This is a genomic window from Ilumatobacter sp., from assembly GCF_041688325.1.
Taxonomy (GTDB): Bacteria; Actinomycetota; Acidimicrobiia; order Acidimicrobiales; family Ilumatobacteraceae; genus Ilumatobacter_A.
The window spans coordinates 1-21,475 of sequence record NZ_JBDNIJ010000042.1 but is presented as its reverse complement, the minus strand read 5'-3'; the positions used below and the strand labels follow the sequence as shown (position 1 = coordinate 21,475).

21 protein-coding genes are annotated in these 21,475 nt (G+C 61.0%); all 21 read right to left on the bottom strand.

What is annotated here, in order from left to right:
• Positions 1-35 precede the first annotated feature (35 nt).
• The 21 genes from ACH2EI_RS02935 to ACH2EI_RS02835 all read right to left on the bottom strand — a co-directional run bounded on the left by ACH2EI_RS02935 (position 36) and on the right by ACH2EI_RS02835 (position 21,420).
• Entirely contained in the window at positions 36-1,310 is a 1,275-nt protein-coding gene (locus ACH2EI_RS02935) for an alkyl sulfatase dimerization domain-containing protein (RefSeq protein ID WP_395153529.1), read from the bottom strand.
• Positions 1,311-1,340: 30 nt separating this feature from the next.
• Positions 1,341-1,550: a hypothetical protein gene (locus ACH2EI_RS02930; protein ID WP_395159113.1), complete on the bottom strand. Its 210-nt coding sequence runs from the start codon at positions 1,548-1,550 to the stop codon at positions 1,341-1,343.
• A gap of 186 nt (positions 1,551-1,736) precedes the next feature.
• Entirely contained in the window at positions 1,737-3,602 is a 1,866-nt protein-coding gene (locus ACH2EI_RS02925) for an Rne/Rng family ribonuclease (protein WP_395153527.1), read from the bottom strand.
• Positions 3,538-3,789, bottom strand: coding sequence for a hypothetical protein (locus tag ACH2EI_RS02920; protein ID WP_395153526.1), 252 nt, complete (start codon positions 3,787-3,789; stop codon positions 3,538-3,540). Before ACH2EI_RS02920 ends, ACH2EI_RS02925 begins: the two co-directional genes overlap by 65 nt.
• 206 nt (positions 3,790-3,995) lie before the next feature.
• Positions 3,996-5,150, bottom strand: coding sequence for an FtsW/RodA/SpoVE family cell cycle protein (locus ACH2EI_RS02915; RefSeq protein ID WP_395159111.1), 1,155 nt, complete (start codon positions 5,148-5,150; stop codon positions 3,996-3,998).
• Positions 5,151-5,171: 21 nt separating this feature from the next.
• Positions 5,172-7,430: a penicillin-binding transpeptidase domain-containing protein gene (locus ACH2EI_RS02910; RefSeq protein WP_395153524.1), complete on the bottom strand. Its 2,259-nt coding sequence runs from the start codon at positions 7,428-7,430 to the stop codon at positions 5,172-5,174.
• 126 nt (positions 7,431-7,556) lie between these two features.
• Complete coding sequence (locus ACH2EI_RS02905) at positions 7,557-8,096, bottom strand: hypothetical protein (RefSeq protein WP_395153523.1); 540 nt, start codon at positions 8,094-8,096, stop codon at positions 7,557-7,559.
• A gap of 31 nt (positions 8,097-8,127) precedes the next feature.
• Positions 8,128-9,288: a rod shape-determining protein MreC gene (mreC, locus tag ACH2EI_RS02900; protein WP_395153522.1), complete on the bottom strand. Its 1,161-nt coding sequence runs from the start codon at positions 9,286-9,288 to the stop codon at positions 8,128-8,130.
• A gap of 45 nt (positions 9,289-9,333) precedes the next feature.
• The gene (locus tag ACH2EI_RS02895) at positions 9,334-10,368 is read right to left on the bottom strand and encodes a rod shape-determining protein (protein ID WP_395159109.1); all 1,035 of its coding nucleotides are present in this window, start codon (positions 10,366-10,368) and stop codon (positions 9,334-9,336) included.
• A gap of 125 nt (positions 10,369-10,493) precedes the next feature.
• Complete coding sequence (ndk, locus tag ACH2EI_RS02890) at positions 10,494-10,904, bottom strand: nucleoside-diphosphate kinase (protein ID WP_395153520.1); 411 nt, start codon at positions 10,902-10,904, stop codon at positions 10,494-10,496.
• 138 nt (positions 10,905-11,042) lie between these two features.
• Complete coding sequence (locus ACH2EI_RS02885; protein ID WP_395159107.1) at positions 11,043-12,344, bottom strand: bifunctional folylpolyglutamate synthase/dihydrofolate synthase; 1,302 nt, start codon at positions 12,342-12,344, stop codon at positions 11,043-11,045.
• Positions 12,345-12,434: 90 nt separating this feature from the next.
• Positions 12,435-13,712 carry an ATP-dependent Clp protease ATP-binding subunit ClpX gene (clpX, locus tag ACH2EI_RS02880; RefSeq protein ID WP_395159105.1) on the bottom strand — a complete coding sequence of 426 codons (1,278 nt, stop codon included), beginning with the start codon at positions 13,710-13,712 and terminating at the stop codon, positions 12,435-12,437.
• A 109-nt stretch (positions 13,713-13,821) separates the two neighbouring features.
• Positions 13,822-14,472 carry an ATP-dependent Clp protease proteolytic subunit gene (locus ACH2EI_RS02875; protein WP_395153517.1) on the bottom strand — a complete coding sequence of 217 codons (651 nt, stop codon included), beginning with the start codon at positions 14,470-14,472 and terminating at the stop codon, positions 13,822-13,824.
• Complete coding sequence (tig, locus tag ACH2EI_RS02870) at positions 14,469-15,890, bottom strand: trigger factor (protein WP_395153516.1); 1,422 nt, start codon at positions 15,888-15,890, stop codon at positions 14,469-14,471. The genes ACH2EI_RS02875 and tig overlap by 4 nt, the downstream gene beginning before the upstream one ends.
• 90 nt (positions 15,891-15,980) lie before the next feature.
• Positions 15,981-16,250, bottom strand: a complete 270-nt coding sequence (locus tag ACH2EI_RS02865; protein WP_395153515.1) for a hypothetical protein — start codon at positions 16,248-16,250, stop codon at positions 15,981-15,983.
• A gap of 42 nt (positions 16,251-16,292) precedes the next feature.
• The gene (locus tag ACH2EI_RS02860; protein ID WP_395153514.1) at positions 16,293-16,784 is read right to left on the bottom strand and encodes an SRPBCC domain-containing protein; all 492 of its coding nucleotides are present in this window, start codon (positions 16,782-16,784) and stop codon (positions 16,293-16,295) included.
• Positions 16,785-16,792: 8 nt separating this feature from the next.
• Positions 16,793-17,203 carry an ArsR/SmtB family transcription factor gene (locus ACH2EI_RS02855; RefSeq protein ID WP_395153513.1) on the bottom strand — a complete coding sequence of 137 codons (411 nt, stop codon included), beginning with the start codon at positions 17,201-17,203 and terminating at the stop codon, positions 16,793-16,795.
• Between the two features lie 91 nt (positions 17,204-17,294).
• A complete protein-coding gene (locus ACH2EI_RS02850) occupies positions 17,295-17,900 on the bottom strand; it encodes a flavin reductase family protein (protein WP_395153512.1) in 606 nt (201 codons plus the stop codon).
• 159 nt (positions 17,901-18,059) lie between these two features.
• Positions 18,060-19,619, bottom strand: coding sequence for an AMP-binding protein (locus ACH2EI_RS02845; RefSeq protein WP_395159103.1), 1,560 nt, complete (start codon positions 19,617-19,619; stop codon positions 18,060-18,062).
• Between the two features lie 179 nt (positions 19,620-19,798).
• Positions 19,799-20,869, bottom strand: a complete 1,071-nt coding sequence (locus tag ACH2EI_RS02840; protein WP_395159101.1) for a hypothetical protein — start codon at positions 20,867-20,869, stop codon at positions 19,799-19,801.
• On the bottom strand, positions 20,866-21,420 hold the full coding sequence (locus ACH2EI_RS02835) for a UGSC family (seleno)protein (RefSeq protein ID WP_395153509.1): 555 nt from the start codon (positions 21,418-21,420) through the stop codon (positions 20,866-20,868). Before ACH2EI_RS02835 ends, ACH2EI_RS02840 begins: the two co-directional genes overlap by 4 nt.
• Between the last annotated feature and the right edge of the window lie 55 nt (positions 21,421-21,475).

The window sequence follows — 21,475 nt, the reverse complement described above, 5'->3', positions numbered from 1 at the left end:
CAAATGCTCCCGCCACGTTGAGGCTTCGGGCAGCTTCAGTCCGGATCCGAATCAGCAATCTGCTCCGATTCGCGTGCGGCACCCGCGAAGATCCCCTTGGCCATCAGCGACGTTTCCTGCTTTCGTCGGCCTCGATAAATGAGCGCCCGCTCTCGGTGAATGCCACGGTCGGCCGGTGCAGCCCATCCGGCCAAATCGGCCAAATGGCAGGCCAGTCGATGATCTCCCTGGTCAGCAACAGTCCGAGCGCGAGCGATCAACACGTTGACGCCACCGGCGAGGGATGCCAGTTCGGTCGCAAGCGCCGCATCAGGAGATGGCTTGAGCCGGCTCGGGGCACCGTCCCACCACCCTCCGAACTGCCTCCAGACACCGCGTACGACGAATTCTGGCTCGTCATAGAGCGGCCGGAGGTAGGGCTTGCCGAGCAAATCTTCGGGCACAGTGACTGAATGCACAATCGTGTCGAGGACCTCACCGGCGTTCATCATGTCGAGCACCTCGCGTACGATGAGTTCCAAGGACGTAGCAACGTCATCGAGCACGCGGGCGATTCGGTCCTTGCCTTCGATCGGCAGCCCGTGCGCTGGGAGCAGCAGTTCTGGTTCCTTCGCAATCATCTTGCGGAGCGCTGCAGCCCACTCGATCGGGTAGCGCTGGACCTTTTGCGGATTTCCGGCGTTCGGGAAGTTCCAGATGAAGAAGTCACCTGACGTGATCCACTTCTCTTCGGGAAACCATCCCCAGAGGTGATCGTCGGTCTCGCCGCGTGCATGGTGCAGCTCGATGGTCCTGTTACCGATCTCGAGGACGTCGTGATCGTCGACGATGTGGTCGGGCCGATGGGTGTTCGACGGGATGAACTCGGGCAACTCTCCCATCCCGTAATCGCCGGAGACACCCCCGAACTGGCGGGCGTTAATCTGGACGTTCCAATCGTTCGTCGCGGCGTATCGGTCGAATCGAATGTCGACGTTGCGGTGACCGACCACGGTGATGTCGTCGTAGGCGGCGTCGAAGGCAACGCTGCCACCGACATGATCAGCATGTCCGTGGGTGTACACGATGTGGGTGACCGGGTCGCTGGTCCACCCCTTGATTGCCTCAACGATCTTCTGGCCTGTCTGGACATGCGAGGCATCGAAGGCCACGAGCCCTTCACCGGTGTCGGCAACGATGCTGTGGCTAAAGCTCTCGACAATGGCGAGGCCATCAGCGATTTCGGAGAGCTCGTTGTTGATTCGGTTGAATGGACGGTCGGTCAGCCCGTTGTCGATGACATCATTGGAGAGCGCAAGCAGATCAGCCATGGGCGCTGACTCTACGCTTTTCGAATCTGCTCAGATGCAACAGGCAGCGTCGTCGCCGCCGCCGCCAGGCTTCGCCTGAAACTCAATCGACAATGACTTCGTCAGCTTGCCCTTGGTGACAATCCGCATCTGCTCGGCCATACCAATGAGCTGCGGGGTGATCAGAATCCGAAACTCCTGGTGGCGTAGCTTGCGGTACGGAGCGAGGTTTTTATTCTTGACGTTGGTGTCGACCGACACCTCTGCAACCTTGCCTCAACCGGTGGGGCGGATGAAGTCGATCGACATCGTTCCGCCCTTTTTCGCCAACACCTTGCGGGCATCCTCGGTGATCTGAATCTTCATGGGGCCAGCATTGCACAGCCCCAATCACTGTGACACCTCCTGAGGAATCCGACTGCCCATCCTGCGCTCCCTCACGAGGGCCTACTCGAGCATGGAGTAATCGACGACAACACCGCGACCATCACAGTCGGGGCAGATCTGGCTGTACTCGGTCAGCAGCCCCTCACCGATGCGCTTGCGTGTCATCTCGACGAGCCCGAGTTCAGACACATCGAAGACCTGCGATCGCGTCTTATCCCGAGCAAGCGCGTCACGCAGCGCCTCAACGACCTTGCCGCGGTTCTCCCGGATCTCCATGTCGACGAAGTCGATGACGATGATGCCGCCGATGTCGCGAAGTCGCAGTTGCTTGGCAACCTCGACCGCGGCCTCCATGTTGTTGTGGAAGACAGTCTCTTCGAGGTTCGACTTGCCGACGTTCTTGCCCGTGTTGACGTCAACCACGGTGAGCGCTTCAGTGCCTTCAATGATCAAGGAACCGCCAGACGGCAGCCAGACTTTGCGATCGAGCGCCTTGTGAACCTGCTCGTGGACGTGGTGGCGTTCGAACAGTGAGAGGCCTTCTTTGTCGGCGTCGTAGTACTCAACGCGATCAGCAAGGTCAGGGTTGAACGCTGCGACATAGTCGCGAACGTCTTGCCAGAGGCGCTTGTCATCAATAAGCACACCGCGGTAGTCGGCGTTGAACTCTTCGCGGATCACTCGTACCGCCAGTTCGGGCTCGCGATACAACAGCGCAGGGCGATGCGCCTTTGCGGCCTTGCTCTCGATCACTGCCCACTCCTTGAGCAGGATGGTCATGTCGGCGATGAGTTCTTCCTCGGTTGCCGACTCAGCTGCGGTACGAACAATAATGCCGTGCTCGTCGGGCTTGACTCGGTCGAGGATCCCGCGCAGGCGCTTGCGGACATCGTCCGGCAACCGTTTCGAGATGCCATAGGTCTGAGAGTTCGGGATCAGAACGACGAAACGACCAGGCAGCGACACTTCCTGGGTGAGACGGGCGCCCTTGTGCGCTATCGGGTTCTTCGTGACCTGGCAGAGAATTAATTGCTTATTCTTCAGGATGTCCTCGATGCGCGGGTTCGAGCCCTTGACTTCGATGTCTTCTGGCTCGTACTGCACGTCGCTGCGGTAGAGCACAGCATTCTTCGGTGTGGCGATGTCGACAAACGCCGCCTCCATGCCGGGCAGCACGTTCTGCACCTTGCCGATGTAGATGTTGCCGTGGATCTGTGCGACGTCGTCCGAGGGGCGGCTGACGTAGTGCTCGATCAGGTTTCGGCCTTCGAGCACGGCGACCTGCGCCAAGCCCGGCCGCGACTGAACGCACATGAAATAGCGCCCGATCGGCTTGCCGTTGCGCTCACGCCCGCGACGCTGCTCGAGCCAGGCATCGTCCAACTGCTGGGTGTCGCCCTTGCCGCGGCCCTTGCCCCGACCGCGCCGGTTCTTCTGGTTCTTGTCCTGCTTGTCGCCCTGACGGCCCTTCGGTTTGTCGCTATCTCTGCCAGTGTCCTCGCCCGGCTCGGACTCGCTGCCCTGACCGTGGACGATTCCACCCCCGTTGCCCGCGCTGCCACCTTTACCGCGACGATTTTTCTTCTTCTTGTCGCGTTCGCCGTCGCGCTCGCCGTCGTCGCGCTGCTTGGCAAAGGATCCAGGAGGCGGGGTGGACGGCGCCGACCTCGTGTCGCCAATCTTTGGCTTGCGGACCAGGCCGCGCTCAGCAGCTTCGGCCGACGGCTTGCCTTCGCGAATCCGATCAGGGATCTCGACGTCGTTCTTGTCGTTCCACTCGATGAACTCATCGCTCCGCTGACTTGCCGGTTTGCGATGTTGGCCGCCCCGCGAGCCTCGCTGGCGCTGTTTTGCCGGCTGATCAGCTGATGGCGCTGAATCGTCGGCCTTTGAGTCGACGGATTCGTTGTCGTTCGAGTGTTCCATTGGAGAAATCCCTTCTGCGGAAGTGCGCCGCGGCGCCTTCCGGGACGGGGTCGAGCAGCGAGTGATCGCGCCGGACACCGCCATCGTCGTTCGATGGGTGTGATCGCAGCACATGCTGCAAGGTCTGCGCCGTTGCCCCGACCACCAGGGCAAAAAACACCCACAGAGTCGGATCAGCTACGGCCATCGGTCCAATCTACCGGAGCCCGAGGGCCGTGAGCGGGAGGGCCAGCAGGAGGAGGAGGTGCAGGAGGACCGGGAGGGCCAGCAAACGGATGACCACGACTCCGCCCCACCGCAGCGACGCAGGAGCAAGCTCGGGCGTCAGCCCGAGAAAAGCAGGATCTGGGCGTCAGCCGGGTGGCGCCGTCAGGCGTCGGCGATGAGCTCCGCTCAGCGCATCCTGCGCATGTGCACGCTTTGTACCAGGCCGAACATTGCGAAGTAGACAATCAAACCAGAGCCACCATAGGAGATAAACGGGAGCGGCAGACCGGTGACCGGCATGATCCGCAACGTCATCCCCACATTCTGGAAGATCTGCCAGAGCAGCATCGTGAACACGCCAGCGCAGATGTAGGTGCCGAGCAGGTCGCGTGAGAGGTGGGCAATTCGCCACACACGGATCAGAGCAACCCCAAGGAGGCCGAGAATCGCGGTACAGCCGACGAGGCCGAACTGTTCACCGACTGCAGCGAACGGGAAGTCGGCCCACATGACGGGGATGTCGCGCCCGTTCGTCAGCGGCCCCTGCAGCCAACCCTTGCCCCACACCCCGCCGGTACCGATGGCGCGCATCGCATTCTCAGCCTGATACGTCTCATCAGCACCGGCAGCTGCGGGGTTGATCAGCGCCCGGATTCGTGCCGATTGGTAGTCGTTGACGAGCTGCCCGAAGAACGCTGCAGCGACGGTCGCAACAGACAAGATGCTGATCATCGCGATGTATCGGGCCTTGGCTCCTGCAACGAGCAGCACTCCCATCGCGAGAGAAATGATCACCGAAGCTGATCCCAGGTCGGGCTGGATCACGATCAGCACAGCTGGTGCGCCAACGATCAGCAAACCACCAAGGAATCGTGGATACGACACCTCGTCGCTACGTTCATCAGCGAGGTAGACCGCCAGCATCAGCAGCGTGGTGAACTTGGCGAGCTCAGCTGGCTGGACGTTGAACGGGCCGAGATCGAATGAGATGCGGTCTTCACCGCTCGCGATGCCGAGCAAGATCAGCAAGACCAGCACGACCAATGTGAGGCCATACAAGAACCTCGCGCGTTCCTTCCAGACTTCGTAGTCGAACGCCATCACGACGAACATCACGACCGCGGCGACGAACGCGAAGATGACCTGTCGAGTCACAAACGCATACGGATCGCCAACGAGGCGCGTCCTCGATGCCGAGAAGACGATGAAGCCACCCATGATCGTCAACACGATCTGCACCGTCATCAACACCCAATCGATGTTGCGACTGGGATCAGCCGGGCTCGCACTGATGTTGCCAAGCCTCGAGTCGGGCTTGCGGGAGAGAAAAGAAGTGGCCATCAGTACGACCAGTCTGCCTGATCAGCCACGACGGGAGAAGCAGCTGGTGTCTTTGAGGTTCTTCGGTGCTGCCGGGAAGATCGAATTGGTATCGAGCAGCTCTGAGATCGTCACCGGATCAGTCGGCGCAATTCCCGAGAGCTGGAGGAAAATACATTTGACAACCGGGCCAGCTGCGGTCGCGCCGTAGCCGCTCTTTTCGAGGTACGCGGCAACGGTGTACGGCTGCTCGGGGTCGATACTGTAGGCGGCGAAGGCCGACGAGTCGTTCCACGGTAAGTTGTTGCGGCCCTGCGCTGTGCCGGTTTTGCCGGCAATCGGGATAGCCGACGCCGGGTAGTCGAAGAACAGCCTTTGGCCGGTGGTGCTGTGGAGGTAGTCGCTGAAGTGGCCTGGCCCGGTGATGACTCGACGTAATCCTGAGCTGATCGCGTCGCGGATCTCTGCAGGCATCGGGATCTGCCGAACGACTTCGCCGTCCACGTTCGGCTCTTCGGCGAAGCGAGCCTTCGAGATGTCGGCATATCCCTGCCGATCGGAGTCAGGAACACCGGCTTCGAACACGGCCTTAATGATCTCCGGCTTCATCACAAACCCGGAGTTCGCAATGGTGCCGTAACCAACAGCGAGCTGAAGGGGCGACGCCGACAACAGACCCTGACCGATAGCGAGCTGAACATTATCGCCCGTGAAGTAACCAGTGCCCTCGTCCTTGCTGATCACTTTGTTAGCGGCGTAGCGCTCCTTGAGCTCCCGGTCCGGAACAGTGCCGTCGAATTCGAAGGGAAGGTCGATGCCGGTGTCGGAACCGAAGCCGAACAGACGGACCTCCTGCTGGAGCAAATCCTTCTGCACATTCTCTTCCATGATCAGCTCGCCGATCCGGTAAAAGAACGCATCGCTCGACACGGCAAGCGCTGTCTCCACGTCGACGGTGCCGTACACGCAAGGCCCACCGAATGGGCAGTTGGCGTTCTTGTAGACACAGCGGACGAGGCCTGACTCACATTTGTCCCTGTCGACTGACACCATCTTGTAGGTGCCCGTGTCTTCGTAGGTTTCGGTCGTGGTGAGGAGCCCGGTGCTCAGCCCGGCATACGCGGTGAATGGCTTAAACGTGGAACCGAGGTTGTAGCGACCCTGGATTGCGCGGTTGACCAACGTGGAACGGTCGGGGTCGGTCTTGATCGTGTCAGGAATCGCCTCACCCGTCACCGGGTCGTACTCGACGGCTTCCAAGTCGGTCGCGTCAAAGATCTCTCCGAACTTGCCACCACTGAGGTCGGATTCGAACCACCGGTTGTCGAACGTCGGATACGACGCCATTGCAATGACGTGCCCGTTCTCGTGGTTCTGCACTACCACCGCTCCGGCCGGCGCTTTGAACGGCACCTCTTCCGGGTAATAGTCCTTCTCGCCGGTTTCAGCGTTGATCTCGTAGAACGCACGGGTTGTGAAGTTCGTGTCCCTGTCGAGGGGATTCTTGGCAACTGCCTGCTGCCGAAGTCGAAGCTGCGTTTCGAGCACCTGCTCGGCGTACTGCTGTTGATCGAGGTCGATCGTCAGCTGAATGTCTCGCCCGTTGATCGGCGGCACTTCTTCGATCACGTTCACGATGCGGTTTCGGTTGTCGACCTCAAACTTGATGTAGCCCCACTCGCCGTGGAGCTCTTGCTCCATACTCAGTTCGACGCCGAACTGCCCGACGCGCTCATTCAGCGAGTAGCCGTTGCTCGTGTACTGGTCTTTCGTCTCGGCCGTAATAGCGCCCATGTATCCAACGACATGGCTCGCCAACGGGGCGTACGGATACACCCGCTGGGAGTCTTCGATGATCGTGACGCCCGGCAGGTCTTCCACGCGCTCTTGGATAGCAATCGCTGTGCGCTCGTCGATGTCTTCCGCCACGGGCATCGGCAACAGCGTGTCGAAAATGCCGCGTTGGAAGCGATCTTCCATCTCTTCGACTGGCACATCGACCCAGCCCGACAGACGTCGGAAAATTTCCTCACGCTGGCTGTCGCGGCGCAGTAGTTCCCAGTCGACCGCGACCGAGAGCGAGCGTTGGTTGTCGGCAACGATGCGGCCGTCGGCATCAAAGATGCGGCCGCGTTCCGGAATTAATGGCTTTGTACGTACCTTGGTGATGTCGACTTCCTGCTGCAGCGATTCCGCTTCAACCGTCTGCAAGAACCAGAGGCGAGCGCCGACGAGCGAGAAGAGCAGAGTGCCCACGACAGCGAGAACGCCAAGCCTGGTTGCACGCTTGTCAGCAGCCATGTTGTCAGTGTGCCCCTTCATCCACGTGGATCGGCGTCAGCTCAATGCGGTCGTTCTTCACACAACCGTAATGTAGTTGCCCACTTCGGCCACGTGGACCGCGCCTGGGCGTGTTCACCGAACGTTTCAGAGCGCCGGCTCGCGCAGCGGCGCCACCCACTCGGCGCGCTTGATCCGAAGACACCAGCGCGCCAACGGTACGAAGACCGGGCTCAAGAGGCCCGCGGCAATAGCAACCACGGGGACAATGATCGTCAGACGTGGCTCGAATGGATCGGCGACGCCAGTGAACAGGCGGACAACAGGGAGCATCACTTCGCCAACCGCTGCTCCGAGGGTGGTGAACATCATCGCCAGCCACCACTGCGGGTCGGCAACGATCAACGCAAGTAGCCCGGCGACGGCACCGGCCAGTGTCATGGCGATTGCCGTTGAGCCGATCGGGAGCCCTTCGACCATGTCGTACATCACGCCGAGCGTGAACCCGGCGATTGCACCCCGCTCCGAACCAGCCGCCGCTCCGGCAGCCGCAGCGAGTGCGAGGACGACCTGAATGATCACCCCAGCGATGGTGATTTCAACGAACAGCGATCGTTGCAGTGCGAGCAGCACCATGCCGACTGGAACGAGTCGGATGAACGGGCCTTGCCAGATCGCAGCAAGCATCAGCCGGCGTTCCGTGCTGGGCTTGCGCCCTTCACTGCTCGACTTCGGACAGCGGGGTGTACTTAACGACGCGAATGAAGTTCAGCTTTGTGACGTCGGCATACGGAAGTACGTCGAGCAGGGGACCACCGGGACCTGAACGGTCGGCACGATTGATCACGACACCAACGGGGATGTCCGGCGGGGCAAGGCTGTCGAAGCCGCCGGCGGTCACGACCAGATCTCCCGCTTGGAGGACCGCGATGCTCGGGTTGTCCTGGAGGAAACGGATCTGCGGGATGAGACCTCGGCCACGGCCTTCCAGTGCTCCGAACTCCTTGGCCGCGAGTGCCAGAACGGTAGTCGTGGTCGTGGTCGCGACAACCAGATCCGTCGAATCATCGAGACCGATTGGTGTATCGCCGACGGTTGGTTTGAGGGCCTCGTCACCGGGCGCGGCCGGGTCGGTCACGATCGTGCCATCTTCTGCGACGGTGACGGAGCCCGAGTCATTCTGCGGCAGGGTGGTCCCCGTGTTGAGCACATCGGTCACGAGCGTCGTGGACGGCCCCGCTGTCGTGGCGACCAGGTCCTTCAACTCCTCGTTCGTCTGACCTGAAGGATTGGTGTTGGTCGGGATGCTGTCGGCCTCCGGTGCACCAAGCACACGAACAGGGACGGCGTAACGCGCATCGGTGATCAGCAACACCTTGGCAGTGTTGTCGGTGACGCTGGTGATCTTGCCGATGAGACCCGCCTGGTTGACGACCGGCATACCAACCTTGAACCCAGAGCTGCGGCCCTTGTTGATCTCAATGATTTGATCGAGGTTGTTTGACGATGCACCCACGACTTTGGCGACTTCGGTCGGAATGCCAGCCAGCGAGTCCAGGCTGAGGAGCGCCAACAGCTCCTGGTACTCCTCGACACTGAGGCGTGCCGTGGCCTGTGTCCCAATCAGTCGATCGACCTGGTCGTGAAGCGCCTGGTTCTCACGTTCAAGATCGTCGAATTTTGTGATGCCGTTCCATGCACGCCCGAGTGGAGTCGTGATCACGTCCGTGGCCGACTCAACAGGGCTCATTGCCCTCGAGAACCCGTCGCGAACGCGGTCGAGGACAGGGTTGCCGCGCAAATCAAGGGTAAGCAGCAGTGCACACGTGAGGAGAAGCGCAAAAATGACTCGTCGGCGGCCGACGGTGTATATCGCCATGTCAGAAGGTTCCCGGAATCAGGGACCGACCCAGTCCGAAGACGGTCAGCGTTCCCCTCCGAGCGACATCAGCCCGCGCATTGCATCAATGTTCTCGAGTGCACGGCCGGAACCGACGACGACGCTGTACAGCGGCTCGTCGGCGATACGGATAGGCATGCCGGTTTCGTGGGCAAGCCGCTGGTCGATTCCGCCGAGCAGGGCGCCCCCGCCGGTGAGCATGATGCCGTCTTGCATAATGTCGGCAGCGAGTTCAGGCGGTGTCTTGTCGAGGGTCATCTTCACTGCGTCGATGATCGCATTGATTGGCTCGGCAAGGGCCTCGCGGATGTGTTCGGTGGTCACTTGCAGGGTGCGTGGTAAGCCCGAAATGAGGTCGCGGCCGCGGATGTCGGCGGTGATCTCTTGTTCCATGGGCCACGCAGAACCCATTTGGATTTTGATCTCCTCGGCGGTGCGTTCGCCGATCGCCAACGAGAACTCTTTCTTGATGTATTGCATGACGGCCTCGTCGAGTTCGTCGCCGGCAACACGCACCGACTGCGCTGTGACGATGCCACCAAGCGAGATGACGGCGACCTCAGTCGTGCCACCGCCGATGTCGACGATCATGTTACCGGACGGCTCGTGCACCGGCAGGTCGGCGCCGATCGCAGCCGCCATTGGCTCTTCGATGATGTGCACCGGCTTGCGGGCACCGGCGTATTCGGCTGCATCTTGCACGGCGCGCTGCTCGACACCGGTGATGCCGGATGGCACACAAATGACCATGCGCGGCTTGCTCCACTTCGATGCGTGCACCTTCTGGATGAAGTAGCGCAGCATCTTCTCGCACACCTCGAAGTCGGCAATGACGCCGTCTTTGAGCGGCCGGATGGCCTTGATGTGGTTGGGTGTACGGCCAATCATGCGCTTCGCTTCGAGACCAACAGCAACGGGTCGACCGTCGTTGGCGTTGATAGCAACGACAGACGGCTCGTCAAGCACAATCCCTTGGCCACGCACATAAATAAGTGTGTTCGCCGTACCGAGGTCGATCGCGAGATCACGCCCCAGGCTGAGTGGATTGTTACGGGCCATGATCTGGCCTTCCCTTCACGAGCTGTAGTCCGAATAGGTTCGAGTTTTGTCAGGCACCGACGATCCCGCCAGCAAGACGAGGCCGCCGAAATTCTCACCCCGAACAGTACCAGGGCTGTCGAATGTTACAGATTCGGGAAGAAGATACCGATTTCACGCTGAGCCGACTCGAGCGAGTCGCTGCCGTGCACAAGGTTCTCGGTAAAGAGGATGCCCAGGTCGCCGCGGATGGTCCCGGGTGCGGCGCCGCGCGGGTTGGTGGCACCCACCATGGTGCGGACGACTTCCCACGTGTCTTCGGGACCTTCGACCACGATGGCGACGACCGGGCCCCGGCTCATGAACTCGACGAGCTCGCCGTAAAAGCCCTTACCAACGTGCTCTTCGTAGTGACGCGCAAGCGTGTCCGCGTCGAGCTGACGGAGCTCCAGAGCAACGATGTCGAGGTTCTTGGCTTCGAAGCGGGAGATCACTTGACCCATGAGCTTGCGCTCCACGGTGTCGGGCTTCAGGAGGACGAGTGTGCGATCAGACATGGGCGACGACGCTATCGTTACCGCCTGCATCGCGCGCTCACGCACAACTCGACTCCCAGTTTTGTGTGAGCGATTGCAGGAAACGACGCCTCACTCGCTCACGCAAAACTTGACTCCAGGTTTTTTGGGTTGAGGGGGTCAGTTGGAGTGGCGCTGGACCACGGGGCGAGCTTCGCCGGCCGTGTAGAGACTGCCGCAGACGAGGACTGCATCGTCGCCGTCGGCGTACTCAAGCGCACGGCGGCACGCTTCCGCGACCGTGTCGTATGCGGAAACATTTTCGCAGCCGAGTTCTTTTGCGGCAGCAACGACCTGCGCTGCCGGCACGCCACGCGGCGACGGAGCGGTGCAGGCAAACACGGCATCGAATTCGTCAGCGCGCAGCGCCGCGAGCATTTCGCCCGGCTCGCGCAGCGTGCCGAACACGAGGAGGCGTCGCCCTTCCGGATGGAAATCATCGAAGAAGACCTGTGCGCAAGTGTCAGCACCGACCGGGTTGTGTGCACCGTCGATGATCGTGAGCGGCTGACGGCCGAGCACTTCGAACCGGCCAGGCATCGACACTTCGGACATTCCTTCAGTGACGATGTCACCGGAAGGCGGATTGGCGAAGAACACCTCGACGGCCGTGAGTGCGACAGCAGCATTGACACCCTGATAGGCGCCATGCAGCGGGACGAAGACATCGGGATAGAGCGTCGTCGGGGTGCGGAGGTCGAGGACGCGACCCCCGACCGCCAGAGCGTTACTGTCGACGTCGAAGTCTTCACCGCGCACGATGGTCGTGGCGGCGCCGGCGTTTTGGAAGATCTCGACGAGATCCGGCCGGGTCTCACCGATGACTGCGGCGCAGCCAGGCTTAATGATGCCGGCCTTCTCGGTAGCGATGTGAGCCAGTGTCGGCCCGGCGAACTCCATGTGGTCCATACCAATGTTCGTGACGACCGCGACGACTGGGTTGACGACGTTGGTCGCGTCCCACCTGCCGAGGATTCCGACCTCGATCACCATGACGTCGACAGCAAGGTCGGCGAACCAACGGAAAGCAGCAGCGGTCATGATTTCGAAGTAGCTGGGACGCATTCCGACGACCGCTTCGAGGTCGGCGATCGCGGCGATCTGCTCGGCGAACTCCTCGTCGCTGATCGACTCGCCGTTGCGACGCATCCGTTCGTTGACTCGCTCAAGATGGGGACTCGTGTAAGTGCCGACGCTCAGGCCGGCAGCGGCGAGCATCCGCGAAATCATTTGAACGGTTGAGCCCTTGCCGTTCGTGCCGGTGACGTGAATCACCGGCGCACAGTGCTGCGGGTCGCCCATGACCGAGCAGAACGCCTCGATCACATCGGTGGACGGCGAATCGATCCGACCCGTCTTCTGGTACGAGGCGTGGTCGTCGAGATACGCAAGCGCTGTCTCGTAGGTGAAGTCAGTATTCATCAGAGTCAGATCTCACAGGTAAGAATCTAGGGGCGTACTGAGACAGTGACGCACGACGAAGTCGTGCTTGGAACGCTCGGGCGAAGCCCTCTAGCTCGCAGCTTTTCGCTGGCGCTGGGCCTTCTTGGGTACCAGCGTCGGGTTGACCTTGTCGATAACGACGGCGCGATCGATGACGACCTTGCTGACGTCGTCGCGGCCCGGCAGCTCGTACATCGTGTCGAGCAGGACTTCTTCCATAATCGCACGAAGGCCACGGGCGCCGGTCGCCCGAAGCAAGGCTTGGTCAGCGATCGCGTCGAGGCCGTCTTCGGTGAACTCGAGCTCGACGTCTTCGAAACTGAACACCTTGCAGTATTGCTTGACCAGGCTGTTCTTCGGCTCAGTGAGAATCGACACCAGTGCCGCTTTATCGAGGCTGCGGACAGCGCCGACCATCGGGAGGCGACCGATGAACTCCGGAATCATGCCGAATTTCACGAGATCTTCGGGCAGGACCTGAGCAAACAGCTCGCCTGGATCTCTGTCTTCGGACGACTGGACGGTGGCGTTAAAGCCGATGCCCTTGTGACCAATGCGCTGCTCGATGATCTTTTCCAGCCCAGCGAATGCACCACCGAGAATGAACAGCACGTTGGTGGTGTCGATCTGGATGAATTCCTGGTGCGGATGCTTACGGCCGCCCTGAGGCGGTACTGATGCCTGCGTGCCTTCGAGAATCTTGAGGAGCGCCTGTTGCACACCCTCGCCGGACACGTCACGGGTGATCGATGGGTTCTCGCTCTTGCGCGCGACCTTGTCGATTTCATCGATGTAGACGATCCCGGTCTCGGCGCGCTTGACGTCGAAGTCAGCAGCCTGGATCAGCTTCAGCAGAATATTCTCGACGTCTTCGCCGACGTAGCCCGCTTCGGTCAGTGCCGTGGCGTCAGCAACTGCGAACGGAACGTTCAGCTGACGAGCCAGCGTCTGAGCCAGATGGGTCTTGCCGCAACCGGTTGGACCGAGTAGGAGAATGTTGGACTTGGCCAGTTCAACGTCGTCACGCCGGCCAACCGTGGTGGCCTGGCTCTGATACTGGATTCGTCGGTAGTGGTTGTACACCGACACGGCCAGGATCTTCTTCGCTTCGATCTGACCGACGACGTAATCGTCGAGGAACGCACGCACTTCACGTGGGTTCGGCAGATTGTCGAAGCTGAGCTCAGCGGTTTCGGTGAGTTCTTCTTCGATGATCTCGTTGCAGAGGTCGATGCATTCGTCGCAGATATAGACACCTGGACCGGCAATGAGCTTCTTGACCTGCTTTTGCGACTTACCGCAGAACGAGCATTTCAACAGTTCGCCGGTCTCACCGAATTTCGCCACTGTTGCTACCCCTCAAGGACTTGTCGTTTGCATTGACCCCGACCGAACCCGGGGCGGGATATTGTGCCCCACCCGCGCCCCCCGATCGCGGACCCCACCTTTCGCAGTGTCAGCGAATCGGGCCTTCCCGGTTCACGCTCTCACGGGACGTGATCACCGTATCGATGATGCCATACTCCAGAGCCTCATTCGCTTCCATCACGAAATCGCGGTCAGTGTCAGCATGGATGCGTTCGATCGGCTGACCTGTGTGCTTGGCGAGGATGCCATCGAGGATCTCGCGCATGCGCAGAATTTCCTTCGCAGCGAGCTCAAGATCGGTGACCTGGCCGTAGCCAACCTGGCCGGAGGGCTGGTGCAGCAGCACTCGTGAGTGCGGCAGTGCGAGACGCTTCCCCTTGGTACCAGCAGCGAGCAGCACGGCGGCTGCGGATGCGGCCTGGCCGAGACAGATCGTGGCAATGTCGTTCTTGATGAACTGCATCGTGTCGTAGATCGCGAACAGTGCGGTGATGTCGCCGCCGGGGCTGTTGATATAGATGCTGATGTCCTTGTCGGGATTCTCCGACTCGAGGTGGATCAGCTGTGCCGAGATGAGGCTGGCGATCTGGTCGTCGACCGGCGTCTGCAGGAAGATGATGTTGTCTTTGAGCATCCGACTGTAGAGGTCGGACGCGCGCTCACCACGACTGGTTTGCTCAATGACGTTCGGGACCAGGTAGCTCTGCGCACCGTACGCGGCGCGGGGATCGAAGTTCATGACTCGTCTGCTTCCTCGGACGTTGCGTCCGTGTCGTCGTTCTGGTCAGCCGTCTCAGCTGCATCACTGGAGTGATCGTGGACGTGATTGCCGTCTTCGTCGTGAGTATGGCCGAGAACGAGGTCTTGGTCCATTGCAGTGCCATCTTCGTCGACGAAGTTGACATTGTGGACGAGCCAGTCGAGCGCCTTGTTCTTCTTGATCTGCGCGAGCAGCTCAGGGACGGCGTCGTTCTGCTCGTAGGCCCGACGGATTTCCTTGGCCTTCTGGCCGTACTGCATTGCCATCCGGGCGTATTCACCCTCAAGTTCGTGGTCTTCGACAACGAACGCTTGAGCAACCGCTACCGCACGCAGCGCGAGGTCAGATTTGACGGCATCTTCGGACTGGCCGCGCATCGACTCGATGAACTGCTCGGGCGCTTGGCCTGTCGCCTGCATCCACTGAGCAAAGTCGATGCCCTGCGCCTGGAACTGTTGCATCGTGTTCTGCACACGCTGGTTGAGATCGGAATCGACCATCGACAAGGGTGCTTCGATCTCGGTCAGTCCGGTGAGGGCGGTCGTGATCTTGGTGACCAGGCCCTGACGCATCCGGTTGAGTTTGACTTCCTGCATCGACTCCTTGAGCGAAGCGCTCCACGCGTCGATCGTGTCGAACTCGCCTGTGTTGTCAGAGACCCACTCGTCGGTGAGTTCTGGCATTTCCATCTTCTGGACCAAGGTGACCTTGACGGTAAAGTCGGCTTCCTCTTCGGTGCCCTTTGGCGATGAAGTGAAGGCCAGTTCGTCGCCAGTTGAGGCGCCGGTGAGCTGCTCATCAAAGTCGTCAGTGACCCAACCTTGGCCGAGTTCGTAGTTCCAGTCTTCGGTGTTGAGACCGATGACTTCTTCGCCGTCGCGAGACGCCGCGAGATCAAGCGTGACGAAGTCGCCAATTTCGGCCGGACGATCGGCGTCGACGAGCGAGCCACTCTTGCGGAGCTCAGCCTGACGAGCCTCGTCGAGATCTGCCTCGGTGACGTCAAGAACCGGGAGTTCGATCGTGAGGGAGTCGTAGCCGGGCACTTCGACGATCGGACGGATCGTGCACGTGGCTTCGAACTCGACCGGGCCAGACTCTTGCCCGTCGGTGATCTCGACTTGAGGGGTCGCAATCAGGTCGACGTCATTCTCACGCACAGCCCGGGCGAGGTACTCGGGCACTCCGTCACGAAGCGCCTGCTCGCGAGCCGGGCCTTTGCCGACTTGAGCTTCGAGCACCTTGCGCGGCGCCTTGCCGGGGCGGAAGCCAGGGAGTCGGACCTCTTTGGCGATCAGCTTGAATGCCTTGTCGATCTGGGCGTCGAACTCAGCTTCTTCGACTTCGACGTACAGCTTGACTTGGTTGCCCTCGAGGGCTTCTACAGAACTCTTCACAGAGGCCCGAGTGTACCGGTGGGGATCAATGGTTCGACCCGCTACCACACCCTCGGTCATCGGTAGAGCCAACAGAGCGTTGGCCCGGGATCAGCTGTCTTTGGCAGCGAGCTTGGCGAGGCGTTTTGCCGTGCGGCCAATCGGTTCGATGTTGCGGTGATCGAGATCGCCGACTTCGGCGCCGTTCTCGAACAGCACGCGATAGCGCTGCCAGTTGAACCCATTGGCGAGGATGACCTTGCCCTCGGTACCGACAGGAACGCCATGAACCTCGGCGGTCGTTCGGACCTTGTCGTTCATCTTGAGAAAAATCTGGCCGTCATGCGGCGAGGCGAGCTTGTGCGGCTTCCAGAACTCCATCGCTCCCTATTCTGCCGCACGACAGCCCCTTTGCGGCAAGTTTCAGCTCGCGAGTTCGCCAACACGTGCCTCGAGCTTGTCGAGAGCCATGCCCCATCCCATTGCGCCAGGGCTGTCGGCAGGAACACCCTCGTGCGTCATGACCATCTTCGTCTTGCCGCCGAGGTCGCTGAGTTCGACGATGATCTGTGTGGTCGTCGGCGCGCCGGGAGGCATGCCCATGCTCGCCGGGTCGACGACGTTGCCGTCAGCGTCCGACATCGACTCCGTGTACACGAGACGTTCACCATCGACGATCTCGACGTATTCACCGACGAACCACATTTGCATTGGCCCGTTCGGTGTGTCCATCGCCATGCAGATGTGGCGTCGACCGCCGATGCTCACGTCCATCTCAGCGACCGGGATCGACGCACCCATCGGGCCATACCAGGCCGCGAAGTGCGCGGATTCGTTCCACTTCTGCCACACGAGACTACGCGGAGCGTCGAACGTGCGCTCGATGACGACGGACCTGCTGGTGGACTTTGTCATGGTGATACTCAGTTCTTTTGTTGCGCTTCGCTGGTGTGGGGAGACTGCGGTCGATCGAGCTGCAGAACTTCGAGATAGTCGGCCATGCGATCGAAGCGACCTTCCCAGATCGCGCGGTACTGCTCTGCCCAGGTAGCGACTTCGAGGAGGGGAGCGCCGTCAATGGCGCATGGTCGAAACTGCGCTTGGCGGCCACGGGTGATCAAGCCAGCCCGTTCGAGCACCTTGATGTGTTTCGAGATCGCTGGCAAGGTCATGTCGAACGGCGCAGCCAAATCGTTGACGGTCGCTGCGCCGTGCATCAGTTGGCCCAGGATCGCGCGGCGCGTCGAGTTCGCCAGCGCAGCAAACGTCTCACTCAACCGGTCTGCCTCATCCAACCTGTTCTGGATTACTGCTGTTGCTGCGCTCGGCGGCATCTGTACTTTCCTTGTTGGTTGATTAACCAAAAAGGAAACTACAGGAATCGGCCGAAGCCGTCAACCGAGCGTCATCCCGACGGGTCGACCATCAATCGGGCCGAACGATCTCGAACAGGTCCGTGGAGTGGCTGTATGCGTTGCCAACGTGGCGTCCGACGGCTTTCAGATCGAACTGATCAATGCGCGTGCCGTCGAGCAGTTTTGCGTCGATGTGGAACTCGACGGCTTCACCGATCACCAGGGCACTGCCGTGGTCCGGGTGACCAATGTCGATGATCTGGGTGACAACGCACTCGATGTTGGCTCGGCACTCCCCCACCATCGGCGGCCGAATCGATACCGACGGCGCCGCCGTCAGGCCAGCCTCAGCGAACTCGTCAACGTCGGCGGCATGGCTTGCCGCTGTGGCGTTCATTGCCTCGACGACCTCGGCAGTGACGATGTTGATGCTGAACTCACCGACTTCGCGTACGTTGGCGAGCGTGTCTTTTCGACCGCCTCGGCCTGGCGCGAAGACGAATGTCGGCGGCATGCCAGAGACACAGTTGAAGAACGAATAGGGCGCGAGGTTTGGGACGCCGTCAGCCGAGATCGAACCGATCCAACCGATCGGCCGGGGGACGACAAGGCCGGTCGCCAACTTGTACGGGTCGGCCCCGGTCAGGTCGGCAACGGTGAAGCGAGACTTTTCCATACCGACCATTGTGACAAGCCCAGCTGTACCCCGCGCGGTCAACCAGTCGACAGCTCGCGTCGCATCGTTTCCTTTCTCGCGGGAAGATGCGCTGATTTCAGGTTCGCCAAGATCTGCTGGAAATGATCTCCATCGTTGGGCCAACTTCGTCGAGTGGGATCACCGGGCGCGTAACTCCTTGCGGAGAATCTTGCCGGCCGCACTTTTGGGGATTGCCTCAATCACTTCGAGGACCTTGATTTGCTTGTAGCTGACAAGGTGCGCTGCCACAAGTTCCTGGATCTCTTCGAGTGTCACGGTTTCGCCTTCAACCGGCGTCACGAACGCCTTGGGAATCTCGCCTGCTTCGTCATCGGGGATGCCAATGACCGCCACGTCCGCCACCTTTGGATGGGTGATGATCAATGCTTCGAGCTCGGCGGGCGCAACCTGAAAGCCCTTGAACTTGATGAGTTCCTTCAGTCGATCGACGATCGTCATGTGGCCGAATTCGTCGATAATGGCCACGTCGCCTGTACGCAACCAACCGTCAGCGTCAACGGTCGCAGCAGTAGCTTCGGCGTTGTTGAGGTAGCCCTTCATCACCTGCGGGCCACGGACCCAGAGCTCGCCTCGGTCGCCGACGCCTTGATCCTCGCCACTGACTGGATCGACAATCCGGCTTTCGGTGTTGGATGCGGTGACACCGCTCGTTCCGGGCCGGTAATCGCCTTCGACGGTGCAGTGACTGACCGGACTGAGTTCGGTCATACCGAAGCCCTGAACGACTTCGCAACCAAGGCGGGCACCGGCTTCAGCGGCCAGTTCGGCGCCCAGCGGAGCCGCCCCGGAGAAAATTTGACGCACCGACGACATGTCGTACTGGTCGACGATGGGGTGTTTGGCGAGTCCAAGGATGATCGGCGGCACGGCGAAAAAGCGCGTGATCTTGAGGTCTTGGACTGCCTGCAGTGCTTCCACCATGTCGAAGCGAGGCATCGAGATGGTCGTGACCCCGTTGGCGATCAGGCCGTTCATCAGGACCTGCATACCGTAGATGTGGAAGAACGGCAGAGCCGCCAGGGCGACTTCGTCGTCTTTGTAGAGGATGGCGTGCTTGACCTGCTCGATGTTGGCCACGAGATTCCGATGGGTGAGCATCACGCCCTTCGGCATGCCGGTGGTGCCAGACGAGTACGGCAGGACAACGGTGTGATCGGCGGCATCGACGGCGACCTGCTCGATTGGATCGCCGAACACGTCATCCATCGACGTCGTGCCTTGGGCGGCATCGCTGGAAGGAGCCATCACGACGATTTCGGTGACGTCGGTGCCTTCGATCGCTGCCCTGGCGACCTCGAGGAACATCGGGACCACAAACAACATGCTCGCACCAGCATCTTGCAGCTGGTGGCGGACCTCTTCGGCTCCGTAGGTTGGGTTGATCGTGGTGACCGCCGCACCGGCGACCGCGACCCCGTGGAAAATTACGGCGTACTCAGGAACGTTCGGTGCCATCAGTCCGACAACCTTTCCCGGTGCGACGCCACGGGCCGCGAGCCCGCCGGCCAGCGAGTGAATCGCAGTGCTCAGCTCGGCGAACGTGTACGAACTCGTACCGGCGGCGTCACGGATGGCGACGCGTTCGGGCACGTCGACAACCTTGCGGAGCACGTGTGCGGTGATCGTGACGTCGGGGATTTCGACGTCCGGCAGTGGGCTGGCGTGGATAATGGTCACGCCAAGAACCTAGCCAGCGTGCATCAGCAGCACAGCAAGTCATCTGGGTCGGATTCGACGACGTCAACGGCGCAAGGAGTACCTGGCGATCGCTCAGTCCAACTGCCAGTAGGTCCTGGGACGACGGCGTTCTTGGAAAGCGCTGACCGTGGGTCGGCATGAACACCACAAAAGTGTGCTCAGCCGGTCGCCCACGGCAAGTCACATGCAGCGCCGGTCGCAACCGGTTCGTGAACGATGGCATTGCGGTGGGCCCCGGCGGCCCACGACGGGAAGACCGCTGAGTACAGGCCGCTGCCTCCTGCAATGAACACGACGATGTCGTCGGGACGCCGAACGGCTGGAATCAAGTCGCCGTCAGCCCCGTCAGAGAGGAAACCCGTGTTCAGCGATCGGATGTGTCCACGTCTGTTGACAGCGAGCCGTTGCAGTTCGGCCTGAACGTCGGAACGAGTCAAGCCCGCACCGGCCAGCACCTGGGCGTGTTCGGGATTGAGCGCGACGGCCACGGCTCCGCCCGAGAAGTTGGCGTTATTCGACCCGGTATTGGCGATGGCAGCGGCAAGCACCCTGAGCAACCTGTCCGGCGAATCAGGGTCGTCACCGTCGTTCTGGAACAGCACCGAGTGGGGCGGCTCAGCACCGAGGATCGTCACGACCGACTCGTTGGGCGCATACCCGAGAGATTCGGACAGCGGCACCCACGGCGACGAACGCTCGGCCTCTGCGAGGCAGAAGCTGAACTTACCCGGATGGCCGAGCAGCGCCATGTCGGACACACCTGGACGCGCATCGCCGATGTTCATCATGCAGAGCCGAACTGCTCGTCCAATCGAAGCATTCGCGCGATGACCGGGGCCGAGTGCGCCGAACCCGCCAGCGATGCCACAGTGCTCAATGACCGGGCCGTTGACGATCATCAGCGGCGCCGTGCAGTGCGTCGTTGACTGCATCTCACCGAGATCAAATTCAACTTGGAGTATCGCTCGGATCGCTGCCACGACGACCGGCATGTAGTCAGGGGTGCAACCGGCCATCACTGCGTTCGTTGAGACCTTCTCGATGGTCGTCGATCCGCCGCCGGGGCCCATGGCCCCCAATTCGATGTCGGGGTCCAACCCTGATGCGAGCACGAGGCGAGCGACGCGGTCCGCTGTCGGAATGACAACTGGCAGCCCGTCGGTGCAACCGGAATTGTGGAGCAGTTCGAGTGCTTCCGCCTCGTTGGCCGCACTCAGTAGCCCGGTCATCCATTTCCTTGTAAGACATTGTCGGGCGTTGCTTCGCCACGCAGGACTGCGACCACACGGGCAGCGATTGACGCTGCGCACTCGCCCATTGCTGCGTGGCCACTACCGGCGACCGGATGCGGCAAGCGCAACCGCGGCAAGTCGGGCATCCCAGCAGAAGCGGCGACCGAGTCGCCTTGAGGCCAGAACACCTCGGTCACCAGGGCAACCGCCGCTCCGCCACGTCGAGCAACTTCAATTCCGTCACGCACGGTGCCGGATGTGCAGCTACCTCAATGCCCGTAGGCAGTCACGACTGCAGAGCATGTGCTGGCGATCGTCGCGAGGTGTTCCTCGCTGGCCAGGGCGCTGGCGTTGCCCTTGTCGAGGTGGATGAAGTTCACGCCCGGCAGTTCCTGCGCCAGTGACTTCTCTAGGTGCTGGAGGAAGGCCACCGAGTCAGGAAAGCCGTTGGCGAAAAGCGCAACGGATTCGCCGGCTGCCAACAGGGCCGTATTCGCGTACGGCTCGACTGGCCGACTCGGCACACCACGTGGATCCAAGAACTGCATGTCGCAAGTCTCGCGCCCAACGTGCCAGCGCAACGACCCCGGCCCATCGGGTGTT